Source organism: Levilactobacillus yonginensis, assembly GCF_964065165.1.
Taxonomy (GTDB): Bacteria; Bacillota; Bacilli; order Lactobacillales; family Lactobacillaceae; genus Levilactobacillus; species Levilactobacillus yonginensis_A.
Map to the genome: position 1 here is coordinate 1126995 of NZ_OZ061549.1, position 15555 is coordinate 1142549.

At 47.0% G+C, this 15555-nt stretch carries 12 protein-coding genes; 1 reads left to right on the forward strand and 11 read right to left on the reverse strand.

Features of this window, described 5'->3' with window-relative positions; genetic code table 11:
* Positions 1-168: 168 nt before the first annotated feature.
* The 11 genes from AB3Y94_RS05555 to AB3Y94_RS05605 form a co-directional block, all read right to left on the reverse strand.
* On the reverse strand, positions 169-2382 hold the full coding sequence (locus AB3Y94_RS05555; protein ID WP_367295361.1) for a lectin-like domain-containing protein: 2214 nt from the start codon (positions 2380-2382) through the stop codon (positions 169-171).
* 299 nt (positions 2383-2681) lie between these two features.
* Positions 2682-4928 carry a lectin-like domain-containing protein gene (locus AB3Y94_RS05560; RefSeq protein WP_367295362.1) on the reverse strand — a complete coding sequence of 749 codons (2247 nt, stop codon included), beginning with the start codon at positions 4926-4928 and terminating at the stop codon, positions 2682-2684.
* Positions 4929-5467: 539 nt separating this feature from the next.
* Positions 5468-6517, reverse strand: coding sequence for a DUF916 and DUF3324 domain-containing protein (locus tag AB3Y94_RS05565; RefSeq protein ID WP_367295363.1), 1050 nt, complete (start codon positions 6515-6517; stop codon positions 5468-5470).
* A gap of 96 nt (positions 6518-6613) precedes the next feature.
* Entirely contained in the window at positions 6614-7315 is a 702-nt protein-coding gene (locus tag AB3Y94_RS05570; RefSeq protein WP_367295364.1) for a WxL domain-containing protein, read from the reverse strand.
* 41 nt (positions 7316-7356) lie between these two features.
* On the reverse strand, positions 7357-8145 hold the full coding sequence (locus AB3Y94_RS05575) for a WxL domain-containing protein (protein WP_367295365.1): 789 nt from the start codon (positions 8143-8145) through the stop codon (positions 7357-7359).
* Positions 8146-8162: 17 nt separating this feature from the next.
* Positions 8163-8612, reverse strand: coding sequence for an LPXTG cell wall anchor domain-containing protein (locus AB3Y94_RS05580; RefSeq protein ID WP_367295366.1), 450 nt, complete (start codon positions 8610-8612; stop codon positions 8163-8165).
* Between the two features lie 502 nt (positions 8613-9114).
* On the reverse strand, positions 9115-9837 hold the full coding sequence (locus tag AB3Y94_RS05585) for a class A sortase (protein ID WP_125684101.1): 723 nt from the start codon (positions 9835-9837) through the stop codon (positions 9115-9117).
* A gap of 201 nt (positions 9838-10038) precedes the next feature.
* Entirely contained in the window at positions 10039-10419 is a 381-nt protein-coding gene (locus AB3Y94_RS05590) for a hypothetical protein (protein WP_367295367.1), read from the reverse strand.
* A 116-nt stretch (positions 10420-10535) separates the two neighbouring features.
* On the reverse strand, positions 10536-10787 hold the full coding sequence (locus AB3Y94_RS05595) for a type B 50S ribosomal protein L31 (RefSeq protein WP_125684097.1): 252 nt from the start codon (positions 10785-10787) through the stop codon (positions 10536-10538).
* 100 nt (positions 10788-10887) lie between these two features.
* Positions 10888-12174, reverse strand: coding sequence for a UDP-N-acetylglucosamine 1-carboxyvinyltransferase (locus AB3Y94_RS05600; protein WP_367295368.1), 1287 nt, complete (start codon positions 12172-12174; stop codon positions 10888-10890).
* Between the two features lie 126 nt (positions 12175-12300).
* Entirely contained in the window at positions 12301-12837 is a 537-nt protein-coding gene (locus AB3Y94_RS05605) for a TetR/AcrR family transcriptional regulator (RefSeq protein ID WP_367295369.1), read from the reverse strand.
* 288 nt (positions 12838-13125) lie between these two features.
* Here AB3Y94_RS05605 and AB3Y94_RS05610 point away from each other — a divergent pair, with 288 nt between their 5' ends.
* Positions 13126-15459 carry an ATP-binding cassette domain-containing protein gene (locus AB3Y94_RS05610; RefSeq protein WP_367295370.1) on the forward strand — a complete coding sequence of 778 codons (2334 nt, stop codon included), beginning with the start codon at positions 13126-13128 and terminating at the stop codon, positions 15457-15459.
* The last annotated feature ends 96 nt before the right edge of the window (positions 15460-15555 follow it).

Sequence of the window (15555 nt, forward strand, 5' to 3'; positions counted from 1 at the left end):
TTTTGTTCAAATCTTAAGCAACTAGCACCAAGCGTTAAGTAGTCTATTATAAGATGTCAAACTATCTCGTTGTCCTAGGCATAGTAGTTAATCTTCAAATAGTCCCCACAAGATACTTCGGGCCGAGATAATATGTCTCGGCCCCTTTGTCACAAAATCTTTGCAAAATTAGGTGCGCGGTGTGTCCGCAAGCGTCCAGGTAATACTCCCCGAATAAATGCCCTGTTGCGCTCCCGCATTCACTTGCAGAAATAGCCCATACAGTTGTTGCCATTTAGCGGTCACATCGATTACCTGATCACTCCCATCAGTCTCACCGTGCGCAACGATTTGATCTGTGCGCGAGAGCTCCTCACGATTTCCCCAGGTCGTTGCGTAATACAGGTCGCCAAGTAGCGGTTGCTTAGTCACTACATTGGTCAATGGCTGATTCAGTCTAGCTTTTAAATCCCACCCATGACCGGCTGAACGTGAATCTTCAATCTGCAGATCCAGTGTCGAATGATTGGGTAGTGCTTGCCGGTTTCCCGTTAGTTTACCGGAGAAATCAGCTTGGCCAGCTAGGTTGGCAAATCCCAGAGCACCAGTAGCTTGCGGCTCGTTAGTCGCCGTCAAATAAGTTGTGACTGTGTTAGAAAATGCCTCATCCGGGTCAACTGCTGTCAATTTTAGCGAGTTTTGCCCTTTACGTAACGTGTTGGCCGGAATCTTGTAGTTAAAAGCTCCTCGTGCGTCAGAAGCTACTAGTCTTTGCTCCGGTAACTGGACATCGCCGTTCAGCTCTCCTCTGATTTTCACATCGCCACTCTGATATTGCGTCTTGGAGAGATCAACCATCCCTGGCAATGAAATCGACTGGCTGTTATCCACGGTAAGGTTAGCCGTCGACGTTAAATGCAAGATCATACTATTGCTTCCTTGCACGCGAAACTCTGGTGTTGATGTGGACGCAACAGCTTCGTCCCCTTTAAATTCACTGGTGGTTGACGGGACGGGTCCCGTCGAATCCTTCACGACGCCCGTCAACTCAATGGTCGCTTGATTACGGTTATCAGAGAGTGTCTCAATCTTCTGCCGAATCAATGATTGTGTCAGGTCTGTTCCGGTCAGGTCTGTTTCTGTCCCATCAGGATAATGAATCTTCATTGTGTTGAAACGCAGCCGTTGGGGCAAGCGAAGTTGAGCCTCAATATTGTGCCACGAGCGGCTACCATTGAGATATCGTAACTGATAGGATAGACTCACTTTGTTGCCAGTAGCCAAGGTATCCCCCGCCTGCACAGGAATCATCTTACCGGCTGATCCTGCTAATTGCACCCGCAAGTCTGCTTGCGCCTCACTGTCAACCAAATCTGGAATCTCATCAAATACGACTAAGTTGTTTTCTTCCATACTACCCGTTGAACCCGTAAAGCCCCACCAAGCCTGACCCGTATGAGCTGGATCGATGATATTTCGGTCGATGGGAACGGTCGCTGTCATGCCAGATCGAGCTGTTACACCAGTGACCGGATCCCGATCATTGAAAGAATACGTCATACTAGCTTCAGAAGAATCCGGTGTTGTTGGTTCATACGTCAGGGTCAGGTGATGCCACTTAGCGTTAGAAAGAAAGTTAAAGTCATCGCCCGCGAGAACACCATTATGTAAGAGGGCATAGGATTGGGCAAAGCGAACTAAGCTGTAATTGTCTTTAGGAACGTAACTACTGGCTTCCCCCGGATAATTAGAAGCAATATGCGGCGTCTTTAAATTATGACTATCACTGTCGAGATCAAATGCGTCGCCCTTTCCCCCGCTGTTTAAGTCAGCTGTCTTATTCAAAAAGGTATCAAATTCTAACGCCCAACTATGCTGAATAGCTGTCTCAGCAACATCCTTAGCAGAAGAAAAATAATCATTCAAATTATCAATTCCCCACACCCCTAAGGATTCACCAAAGATTTTCCCAGGATACTTAGGTGCCGCCTGAACGCCCCCACCATTTTGCAGAACAAAGGCCATGCCATCCCCGGCAACGTTTCGATCCGCTCGGAAGCTTCCCCCATCACCAAAATACAACCACATCGATACAGTCTGCCGATGGTTTAGATTGAACCGAAAATCCTTTTTAGACCAAATCGCCCCCACTTGCCCCGCATCGTCTGTGAGTTGGACCACCTGAGTTGTTGGCGTTCGCTGATTCTGCGAGTGAACGACAGTGGCATGATTCCAAGGCGATTGGCCAGCTTCGAATACCTTAGGTAAGGTAATTCCTTGCGGCGTCGTCGCTAGCCCGTGTTTTAAATCCAACGGTGTCCGTGCCTGGGCGGTTACAACAAATAGGTAAAAACTAGCAACCAAGAGACTAGTGAAACCTATCATAACTCCTTTAACCATCATTCTGGTGGCTCCTTCCCTATCAGGAGCAATTAACGATTTTTTACACTTTCCGAGTGATTATAACTATTTTTATATAGTTCTACCTATATAATACTAACACCCCTGACCACTTTCATCCAGTATACCACGCTCATCGCTCAAATGTGTCAAAAGTACTGATATAACAGCATTTATAATCGTTTTAACTTTTAAAATTTCTCACAGTTATCTAGCATAAATTCGCTTCATTTCCATCTTAGACAATAAAAAAAGCTACCCAATTACTCGGATAGCTTCACACTGAATATCAATAGCTTTCTTTAACTAGTCGCCATCGTATTTTGCAGCGTCCAGTGAACGGTCGTCTTATACGTACCGATGGTTAACCCAGGATTCGTTTTCAGCAGGAGCCCCTGACTTTTGTTCCAGTCCTGCATAACATCAACCACATCGTTGTCTGACGTCGTCGTATGTTTCATAATCGTCACGGCCCCCGCTAATAGGCTGTTCTGCTGGCCATTCTGATCAACGTACGTTAGGTCACCATTGATTGGATTCCCTTGCAGCTCTGCTACCATCGGATCTGCCGAGGCCGTTAGTGTCCATTGGTCACCCGTCCCCATGGTGTCGTTGACGCTCACGTGAAGATTACTGTCCGGCGCAAAAGTCATCGACTTTCCGGTCAATTTTTGCGGATCATCACCATTGAAAGACGATTCAGTAGGAACGTCAAGCTTAATCGTCCCTTCCTTCACGTTGACCGTATAGACCGTATCATTGGTCGACCGCCCGGACTGATCGCGCGCATACATAATTAGTTGATTACCGTCTTTTAGCCCAGAAATAAGTGAGGCGGCCGGAATCGTATAGCTAAACTGCCCCGCCAGATCACTGTCTTTTAAGGTTACCGGAGTCAGGTCCTCACCATTCAACGTGGGATGTAAGGTGATGTCGCTATTCTTACTGGCGTTCCCACTCACATAGTTGACCTTCCCAGTGACCGTCACGTTCTTAGCACCAGTCATAGTTTCACTACTCGTCGTGCCACCAATACCAACTTGACCACTGGTCAGCACCATACTCATGGCCCCCGCAGCTGGTTGCGTCACGTTAAAGGCGTTCAAGCTGGCATCGGTCAAAGCGTTAGAGCCATCAAAATTACTCAGCGTTGACTTAGATGTCGCCGCGGTCACACCACTTGCGAGCATCCCTTTTCCCTTCAAGGTAACCGTGGCCGTCTGGTTGCTACCCGATAAATTGTGGTCAGTGGCTAACGCAACGTTAACGGTTTGACCAGAAATATTGCTATTATCTAAACCAGTAATCCGTTGCTGATAACCATCCGCGTAATTAATTGTCGCCGTATCATTAAACGCCACGTTGGCTGGTAACCGCAACCTCGCCTGAACATTTTTCCAAGGTTCACGGCCTCCATCATATCTCAAATGGTATTTCACGGATAACCGGTCACCAGCATAAATCTTGTCAGTTGATGTAGAAGTCATCACTTTGTCATCTTGAGAATTATCGGTAATATCAGCCGTCGCACTGGCATTGACCAGCCCAGGAACTTGCTCAAAGACGACCGCATTTTCTTCCGCGTTCTTGGCAATCCCGGTTGAGCCAGTGAAGCCCCACCGAACGTGGCCATCGCTACCAACGCCTAATTTGCTAGGATCAATCGGAACGGTCGCGGTTTGTGCCGTCCCGCCATTGGCAACGGTCGCAATCGGTTCGCCAGTCGACGGATCCTTATCACCAAACGTATAAGTCATGGTCTTAGCATCCTTGTTCCAATTCAAGGTTAAGTGATGCCAAAAACCATCTGAAAGATAACTGTAACTCTTTTTCAAAACCCCTAAGTGATTGAGCTTCGCATAGTATTTACCATTGCTAAGGGTTCCCTGTGCGTAACTGTTCTTGTCCCCAGGATAGTTAGACCCGATATGTGGATACCCGCCTGCGATGTCGGCATCAAAATCGTTATCCGCACTACCACTTCTCAAATCAGATGAAGTCCCGTTCACAAAGGTATCAAATTCTAGCGCCCAGCTCTTTTGAATTGCACTGTCCGCAATTGCCTGCGTATCAACCGTCTTGGTAAAGTCTGTCCGTGCGTCACCACCCCAAACACCTAGGGTCTGACCATTAAGTGGTTGGCCGGCCGCATTAGTTGAACTGGCCCCGGTTTTTCGATCATCATTTTGCATAACAAAAGCAATTCCATCCGCAGCGGAAGAATTTCCATTACCCAAGTAAAGCCACATCGAGGCTTTTTCATTTTCATTCAAATTCATCGCCGCTTCATCGCTGGTCCAAATTGTTCCCAATTCAGTCCCGACCCGCCGATTCGTTAGCTTGACGGCTTGTTTTAACCCATGCCCTGTATCCATCAGTTTGGCAGCATTATTGGCAATCGTTCCGGGCGAGAAATAACTACCGACTGTGATTCCTGCCGGTGCATTCACCGTAACTGAATCCGTATCTGCCTGCGCCGTTAATAAATGGCACCCTAACAGGCTCGCCGTTAAGGCAATCATCCCTAGTAAAATTGCTTTGACTTTCAACTAATTCCTCCCCTTTAGACGTGAAAAGCTCGTCGACAACCTAGTTCTGCCGATGAGCCACACTCTCTACTCGCTACTTACCGTAACACCTAGCGGGCACTTAACTTTACCTTTAGTTGTACAGTCGACTTATCATGGCATCTCTGTACACGCGATTGCGTTCACCACTGCTTGACAATCCTAGTCAAATTGCCAAAAAGCCAACATCCCTGTACTACTTCTCTTATTAATCAGTATAAGTATATGTGGTCTCCTTACAAAATTCAAGCCTTTCACCTTCCACACATTAACCTAAATTCATTAGTAAACAACCGTTTTTTGAATATTTAGTTTTACCATCAATTAACTGCACCATTCCCGTGGTTCCGGGCTTACTTTGGAAGGTTGAGCCGAATACTAGTAATCTCGAATTATCTATTATTGCTAATACTGTTAATTAATATACATTATTTGTGAAAAAATTCATCGATTAATTTTTGATAAATCGCCAAAAAATGCCCGGTATCTTGACTAGATACCGAGCATTACCGTTAATCTTATTAGCCTTTGCTTACCTTATCATCATCGTCATCACGTTTCTTGTTCTTCAACAACAAGTAGATAATGACCAACAATAACAGAATAATGATTGCCCCACCGGCAACGAACCACCAGAAGTAGTTCTTCTTAGGCGCCGGTGTATTAAACTTGTTTTGTAGTTGCCCAATCTTCTTTTGGGTCAGCTTGAAGTCCTTCACGAAGTGCCAGTGATACCCACCTTGCGCATATGCATCCAGCGTTAACGTATAGGTACCAGCCTTCAACTGCTTGTCACCCCATGGAATGGCGTAATTGAAGTTACTATTTGGTGCCATGGCCATGGAAGACTTTTCATTACTTAAAATGGTTTTGCTTTCGCCCTGCTTGGTAATCTTCGTCTTGACCTTCAAATTGCTCATCAGACCTGGACGAGGGTTCTGCAAGTTAGCCTCCACCTGATTGTACTTGTTTGACTGGCCGTTCTCGACTGAAAGCAGCTTCATGTCCGGTGCAACGTCCACATCACTCTCCCGCAATCGCAGACCAATGACGTAGGCAAAGGCGTTCTTGATGCTAACCCCCTTCTTATTGCTGGCAGCTTCATTAGCCGTAAGCTGCTTGACGTAAATACCACCTAAAATCATCCCATCCAGTCGCTTAGCAGGCATCTTGTAAGAAACGTAAACTTTTTGCTTGCTCTTAGCTGGCACGGTGACCCGCTGCGTTTTGTTTCCGAATAAATCCTTGATTCCCACCTTTAAAGAAGAATCCAGCTTGGGACTCGCCATGCTGTAATCAACGACCCCATTACTGTTGGTAACGGCCTGATTGACACCAACCTGGTACGTCTTTTTCTTACTCCCCGTATTACTGATTACAATGGCTAACTTCTGCTTTTGATTGGGTTTAACCCGTAAAGCAAAGTAAGTCACCTTTTTGTCGTCCTGATTTTTTGGTAGCACGGCCCCAACCGTGTACCCGACACTTTCTGCGCGTGCGGATTGCTGAAACCACCCGAACGCTAACAGTAACGCCCCAAATGTTACCAATAACCGTAACCATTTTTTCATGATTAATTCGGCCTCCCATATCCACTCTCTTTTTTGTTTCATTGTAACAAAGAATGCGGTAGCTGTCGCCACCGCATTCTTTAAAACTCGTCATTTTTAAGGTGTGTCTGTTAACTGCCAGGTCAATATTCCCGTGTAAAGTTGCTGTTGGGTTACCTCGCCGGCATTGACGAACAGACGCGCCGGTAAACTTGAATTTGCGTTGATGCGCATCATCCACGTCCCTAACCCGTGGTCCGGTGCGGCATGCGCCACAATTTCCGCCACATTCATCGTCATGTCTTGCTTCGCACCAACAGTTGCGGTTGGTGCCCCGCTGACAGTTCCTGCTGCCTTTGGCTTGAAGGTTGACTGACCCAGAGCTAAGTCGCCGTGAGTCACCTGATGGTGATCATTTTGACCAGTCAGGGACCCCACCGTCAGGTACAGTTTCCAACCGGCGCCATTATAACGCCGGTCACTGACCTGAACAAAGGCTCTGGAATTCTCGGCGGTCGTGTTGATCACTTGACCCGTCACAGAATCTTGCTTGAAAGTTAGGTTCGGAACGTAGTCCAACGTAAGCGAGCCGGTTGAACCAGTTCCCCCGTTACCTGAATCTCCTGGATCGCCGGGAAAGGGTTTCTCCGGTGTTTCCGGATCGACGGGTTTCACCGATCCACTAGTATCTCCGGGCTTCAGGTTCGTTGAAGCAGTTGTTCCATACGTATCGGCTGATGCTGGGCTTTGTAGTAACCCCACGCTAAGGCTGAAGGCCAAAGCAAATGAGGCCACTATTTTAGTTATTTTGTTGGTCACTACGCAGCCCTCCTTTGCTTATAGCAACGGATTAGCGTGTGTTATTTATCAGTTGATGGTTGTCCTGGTTGCGCTGGTTCTGGAGTGGATGGCGTTTGTGTACTTGCACCAGTCGTGTCAGGCGTGTTAGCTAACGTCCAAGTCAATTTAGAAGTATAGTTACCAGCTTTGTTACCTGCAGCAATTACAAATGAGCTGGTTTCCTTGTTGAATTGAGAAATCCAAGTCCCGATACCCTTACCAGCAGAAGCTTGGAAAATTGGCAAGTTACCCGTAGTACCGTCAGAGTTCAAAGTTACCTTGTTACCAAGAGGTGAAGCACTTTGGTTGTTGCTATCCTTAGCACTAACTTTTGAAGCATCTAGTACCAGTTGGGAAGCTGCCAGAACCTTTGAGTCCTTTGTAACATTAACGTCCTTAGCCGCTGGGTTATTGAGATTAAACGCATCGGCGGATACTTGAACGTTCCAACCAGTTTCATAACCTTGGTTTCCAACAACTAAAGTACCATCTGCGGCTTCTTTAGGAGTCTTTGACTGCTCCCCAAATACCACATTAGTGAAAGTTACATCGTTCAGGGTTTGCTGTTCCCCAGTTAAGGTACCGGAGAAGGCAACGCTAGGAGCACTAATCAAGTGAATACCACCAGCAGCGTTACCACCTTCATCGCCACCACCAGTTAAGCTAACACTAGCGTCAGTCTGTGCCTTAACTGAAGTGGCATCTTTTTCAGCTGGGTTCACCGTAGCCGCACTAGCAGTAACAGTGTTAAAGCCTAACCCAGCAAGCAGTGCAGTAGTAGCAAGTAATTGTAAAGTTTTCTTAGTCATCATCATTATAGTCTCCCTCAACTTTTTGTCTTTTTCCGTCTACTCGTCAAAAATCCTATCCAAACCGTAAGCAACAATATGATACCGGCCATCGTACCTAAGCCGAACCACGCCTCAGAAGTCTGAGGTAAGCGGCCCTTCGAAGTCTGGTTGGTTGGGCTGCTGCCCGTCGCCGGACTCGCGGTAGCCCCCTGACCACCCGAAGTACTCGTGTTGACGGGCTTCGAAGTTGTCCCGGGGTTACCATCGTCAGCGCCACCGCCGCTCACTAGATCGCCGTCATGTCCCCCACTAACCGAACCACTAGGTGTCGTGATCGTTGGTGTCGTAGGTGGCGTTAAAGTGACCGAGTAATGCGACTGTTGTACATCCCCTGACGATTGGTCAGCAGCTCGAGCAGTTGTTGGAATTCCCCAACCGACGGTAAGCAGGCTCAGTATCAGCAATCCTAGTTTTTGAAAACGCATCGCTGTTCCCATCCTCACGTCCGTGTCTTTCCAAGCAACTCATTACCATTTCCAATGGACCTGTCTTGCAAGGCGAATCGAATCTCATCTGATTACAGGCCATATACTATCACGACCCAATTAACTTGTCCACAATCTATAATCTGTGGTGAAAACAAGAACTAGCCCCGACCAACCCGCATCGTACCTCAGTTCATGCGTATTTATATTTTTTAGATTAAACACTGTTATATCAGCGTTTTTGCGTACATTTTCGCTATTAAAAACGCAATCAGCCCGCAAAAACTCTTGTGAATATTTTAAAAAGCACCCGGTACATCATAGGGTAATTGGGTTCTTATACAACATGTCTAATGTATATCCTATGTACTATAAACCCTTGGGGCTTATGGCCTTAGACCATGAAAACAATCCCGCTTTTTTTATTCCAAAAAAAGGCAAAAAAATGTAAAAAAAATGACGTTTTCTTAGAATGCTCTAAGAAAACGTCGGTTTTATAAAACTATTTATTGTTAAAGCCGCTATGGAAGCCTTTTTGTACGGAAACTGGTGCATTCTTGTACGCCATCTGCTTGACGTAAGTTCCGCGAATCATCAATCGATTAGCTCCAGTTGCATCACAGGTAATCAGAGTTACTAGCTTCTTCTTAGTCTGATCAACCACTTTCACGTCGGTCGCTGGAATAAATTTCCGCACACTCACCTTGTACACGAAAACCTTCTTAGCGTTCGTTAAGTAGATTGTCTGCCCGACCCGGGTCTTCCAATACAACGGGCTAAACAGAATCGTCTGTGAGCTCATGTGGTGCCCAGCCAGCGGATAATTCCCCTCACCCATCTTTTGGTCCGGCCGCATAGTCCCCGCTGTTAACGCGAGAACCTCGTTGCTAACTCCCCGGGCAATTGGCAAATGAATCTTAGACTGGGGCATCAAGATCTCCCCAACCACGTGAATATCAGCCGTGTTCCACCGTGCGTTAGCCACAGTTGAGAAATCCAGTGACTTGACCTTACTGAAATCAAACGACGCCTTTTTCTTCTCGTTTTTCTTAACGGACTTCTGCGTAATCTTCGGTTGATAGGAAGAAATCAACCAGTTTTTGATCTGCTCATTGAAAATCAAGCCCAGGGACACCACAATCAACAGGACAAAGAGCGTCGACCAGAACCACCGCCACCGACTCTTCTTTTGTTTTTTGGGTGCTTGCTTGTTATTATCTGCCATAATTACATACTCCATTCCCCAAATAATTCGGTCTCTTCGCTTTTGTATTTTACGCCCTTTACTGACTAAAACAAAGCCGAATACACCGAGAACGAGTTTATTCGTTGGAACTTAGCCGGCTACCTGGGGGGGCTACTCCAAGAATACCTAATGTCAAAGAGCCGCCCCTCCTTAATATGGAAGAACGACTCTCCGTCAGCTCTATTTATAAAGGGTGGAGCGATGCCCAAATCGCTTAAAAGTCACATGGTGTTTATTGATAAAGTGCATCGTCACTGTCGATTGATATTTCCCCGCTTCAAATTCATAACCACGGAATTTATACCGGCGATTCCCCATTCTCTTGTATTTCAAGTGAGTGAGGTGCGGATCATTATCGTCTAAAACAAATAGTTTCTTACTGATGTACATGGTCTCACCCATACGGCCCCTCATCACATCCTTGTCGTGCCAATGACCCCGGGCAATCCTAGGTGTCCCCTTGTGCCACCTAGCCGCTTGCGCCTGGGTATTACCACTAACCAGGCCACCCAATCCCAAGCTGCCGACTAATAATAACGCAGCTATCGCTTTACGATACATCTTGCCATCTCCTAAATAATAAATAGACTATCTCTCTAACGTTTAGCAGATTCACCCTACAAAAAAACCGGCAACAGTTGAACTGTCGCCGGCAAGACAAATCATAAATTTTATAATTAGTCGTTGGACAAACCGTACTTCTTGTTGAAACGGTCCACAGCACCATCGGCCGTAGTAAACTTTTGCTTACCAGTGTAGAATGGGTGGGAATCAGAAGTAATTTCGACACGGATCAATGGGTACGTGTTACCGTCTTCCCATTCAACCGTTTCGTCAGAAGTTGCAGTTGAACCAGACAAGAACTGGAAACCAGTACTTGAGTCTTGGAACACAACTTCGTGGTAATCTGGATGAATTCCTTGCTTCATAATGTATTTCGCTCCTTTGCCCTGATCCATCTACTGGACCAGAGATTGATTTAATCGTCAACCGTTGAATTATACCATGAAATTATAATCGCGGCAATGCTTAATCTTGGCCGTTTTCAACCAAGCTATCATCAACGATTTCTACATCGGCGTTTAGCGCCGTTAATTTTTCGACAATTCGATCATAACCGCGCAGAATATTATCCGCCTGACTGATTTCGGTGTCACCTTCAGCCATCAAACCGGCAATTACCAGCGACGCCCCAGCCCGAATCTCGCCAGCCTGAACTTGGCTGCCCACTAATTCGTCGCTCGGATCGATGATGATGGTGCCCTCTTCCGAACGAATGTGGGCCCCCATCTTCCGTAACTCAGCGATATGCTTAATGCGCTTAGGATAGATGGTATCAATAACCACACTACTCCCGTCTGCCTTAAATAACAGCGGCGTCAACGGTTGCTGTAAATCCGTGGCAAAGCCAGGAAATGGCATCGTCTTGACCTGAATGGGCTGCAACTCCTCGGACCGCGGTACATAAATACTGTCTTCGTTGATCTCCAAAGGGACGCCCATTTCAATCATCTTAGCGGTAAAGGCCTCTAAGTGTTCTGGAATCACATTCTTTAACACCACACCATCCCCAACGGCCGCCGCCATGGACAAGTATGTCCCCGCTTCGATTCGGTCGGGAATAATGGTATGAGTGTTCATCGCCCGTAACGTTGGAACGCCTTCGATCCGAATCACGTCAGTACCGGCACCACGAACGTGCGCCCCCATGTTGTTCAGGAAAGTAGCGATATCAATGATTTCCGGTTCCTTCGCGGCGTTTTCAATCACCGTCGTCCCAACTGCTTTAACTGCAGCCAAAATCGAGTTGATCGTTGCACCAACCGAAACCATATCCAAGAAGATCCGCGCACCATGCAGGCCTTCTGGTCCTGTAGTGATACGGACCGTTCCGTCGTGCTCATCAACCTGAGCACCCAAGGCCTTGAACGCCTTGATGTGTTGGTCAATTGGCCGTGGCCCAATGTTGTCGCCGCCAGGAAAACTCAGCGTGGCCCGTTGGAACCGCCCCAACAAGGACCCCATAAAATAATACGACGCACGCAAGCTCTTGATAGCCTTGCTGGGTAACGGTGCTTCGACGATTTCCGTCGGGTCAATGGTGAGGACCCCATCTTCAAAGGTTGATTGCACATTCATTGATTTTAAAATAAGCATTAAGTTATGCACATCGAGGATATCCGGTACCATATCAAAACGCACTGGAGTATCAGCTAGAATCGCTGCCGGAATTAATGCTACTGTGCTATTTTTGGCGCCGCCAATCGTCACTTCTCCAGAAAGGCGCTGGCCGCCATGAATAATCATTTTCTTCATTGTGATGTGTTCCTCACTTAAATTTATCTTCCATATAATTCCATACAGTCAGATACCATGATAAATAATACCAGGCAAAAAGACAACTGTTTCCCAGCATTTCACGCAAAATGTAATATTCAGCGACTACAAGACCTGGTCTCGTAGGTCATCTAGGTCCCTGGCTAGAATGGTGTCAATAATAATTTGGGTCAGTTGCTGGGGTGTCTCAGGCATCCCAGCTTTGACCCATTTTTTTAGGATACTTTGCAAACCGGCGCCAATGTAGGTGCCCTGGTAATCGTCAATCAGTGGCGGTTCCGGGCCATTTTGCCGCATTAGTTCCTGCATCCGCTCCAATAGTTTGGTTTTGCCTTCAACAAATACCAAATTGCTTAACTTTTTGTCTTCATAGAACGCCATTAATAGGTGCTCTAACGCCTGCGTTGGCGTTGCCCCCTCTAGCGGGTTCAATGCCGATACAAAGTCCTTCTCGATGCTCGCAACGCAATCGTAGATGTCCGTATAGTATCGATAGAACGTTGTGCGATTCACATCGGCCTGCGCGCAAACCTCCGTCACCGAGATGGCGTTAATCGGTTTACTTTCCAGTAATGACAGAACCGTTTGCTGAATGATCCCCTGCGTATACTGGGCGCGCCGATTATTTTTCACACCAACCATAGATCTTCACTCCTAATTTTGCCACACACCCGCCCGACCACGAGAGATATTACGTGCTGTCACCACTATTTCTATGGTATGGTAAGGACCGCAAAACCTGGCGTGCGTAAGTATCAAAACAACATGTTCATAAAAACTGTTGCGTTTACAACACTTCCGTCAACATTGACGCTTGTTCTGTCGACCATTTGTTTTTATGATATAAGACACGGTGTTGCAATAATGCTATTTTATCAGAAAAACCGAAGCAACAACAGCCAAAATCAAAAATTGGAAGGATTATTTCAAATGCTGGAACTCAAACATATCAAAAAGTACTACCACGTGGGCGATTCCGTCACGAAGGCTCTAGATGACGTTTCCGTGGCCTTCCGTTCCCAAGAATTTGTGGCCATTCTGGGCCCTAGTGGTTCCGGGAAGACAACCATGCTAAATGGTATTGGTGGCTTAGACATTTATGATTCTGGTGACCTTGCCATCGAAGGTAAGTCTACCAAAGACTTCTCCGCCTCCGATTGGGACGCTTACCGGAACAATTCCGTTGGTTTCATCTTCCAAAGCTATAACATCATCAGTCACTTAAGTATTCTCGACAACGTTGAAATGGGGATGACTCTGAGTGGGGTCTCCAACCAAGAAAAGAAGGAAAAGGCGCTTAAGGCTCTGGACCGCGTTGGCCTAACCGAACACATCAACAAGAAGCCGAACCAACTTTCTGGTGGTCAACTACAACGGGTCGCCATTGCCCGGGCGATTGCCAACGAGCCAGAAATTCTGCTCTGTGACGAACCAACTGGTGCCCTGTATACTGAGACCAGCAACGAAATCATGCAGCTGATCAAGGAACTTTCCGCTGAACGGCTGGTTATCATGGTGACGCATAACCCCGACTTGGCTCGGCAATACGCTGACCGGATCATCGAATTCGCCGATGGTAAGATTCAAAACGACTCGAACCCCTACAGCGAACACGCAGATGCCGAACAGTTTAAGTTGAAGAAAACGCGGATGACCTTCTGGACGGCTTTGAAACTTTCCTTCAATAACATCCGGACCAAGAAGGGGCGAACTGCTTTGACAGCCTTCGCCTCCAGTATCGGCATCATCGGTATTGCCGTCGTCTTGGCCCTGTCCAACGGATTCCAGACGCAGATCAACAAGACTCAGGCCAACACCTTGGCCCAATTCCCGGTCACAATTTCACAGACTGCTACCAGCACCACCGGTACCCAAGCCAACGACAAAGTGAAGACGAACAACGCTAAACGCGTGACGGCTAAAGTTAGCCAACAGGACAAGGCTACTCACACCAACAAGCTTACCAAGGGTTACTTAAACTACGTTAAAAAACTCGATAAGAATTTGAGCAAGAATGTGACGTACACTTACTCGACAGGGATGAACTTGTTGCGTCAAGTGGACGGTAAAGCCAAGACGGTCTCCTTCTCCAACGTCGATAACAGTAACTCTAACGGCCCTAGTGCCATGCAATCAGCCATGGCAGCTAACACTGGTGTCGGTGGTTCCGTCTACCCCAGTGCCAATGATGGTGGCACCAACTTCTTGAAGAAACACTACAAGTTGGTTTCTGGTTCGTATCCTAAGAGTGCCAACGACATTATCTTAATCGTTGACCGCGACGGCTCAACCAACATCAACGCATTAAAGAACCTGGGTTACACTGCCAAAGACAACCAGAAGTTTAGCTACGGTAATATCGTGGGCACTAAGATCAAGGTCGTCAACAACAACGATTACTACCAAAGCCTCCCCACTGGCAACTACGTGCCAAACAAGGCGACAAACACCTTGTACAACAACAATCACAACATGACGTTGAAGGTTGCCGGTATCGTAAAGGTCAAATCTAAGTCCTCTGAAAACGTTCTGGCTGCCGGTATCGCGTACAGCGATAAGTTAACGCAAAACATCATTCAAGCAAATAAAGGTTCCAAGATTGTTAAGGCTCAAAAGAAGGCCAGCGACAACGTCATTACAGGCCAAAGCGTGGATAAGACCACGAAGAAATCGTTGGTCAGCTACTTAGGTGGTTCCACCACACCTGCTAGCATTCTGATCTACCCCAACACCTTTAAGAACAAAGACAAGGTGTTGAAGTACCTCGACAAGTACAACCAAGGTAAGAGCAAATCTGACAAGGTGATTTACACCGATATGGCCGGGACCGTTTCCAGTCTGACTGGTGGGTTGATGGATGCCATCACCTACGTATTGGTCGCCTTTGCCGGCATCTCACTGGTAACCAGTATGATTATGATTGCCATCATCACCTACACGTCCGTGCTTGAACGGACCAAGGAAATTGGGATTCTGAAAGCATTAGGGGCCCGGAAGAAAGACATTACCCGCGTCTTCGATGCTGAAACCTTTATCCTGGGTGTTGGCTCTGGTGCACTGGGTGTCGTCATTGCCTGGTTACTGACGTTCCCAATCAACGTGGTGCTGAAGAGTATCACTGACTTGAGTAACGTGGCCCACCTGAACCCCGTCCACGGTATTATCCTGATTATCATCAGTACCGTCCTGACGATGTTAGGCGGTCACATCCCCGCACGGATGGCGGCCAAGAAGGACGCGGCAACTGCCTTACGTTCTGAATAATTTCTAAATCCACTTAAAACGACCTCCCCGCTTAGTTGGGGAGGTCGTTTTTTTCTGTTTATTAGGCTGGCTGGTAACAACTAGCCTATTGGCCGG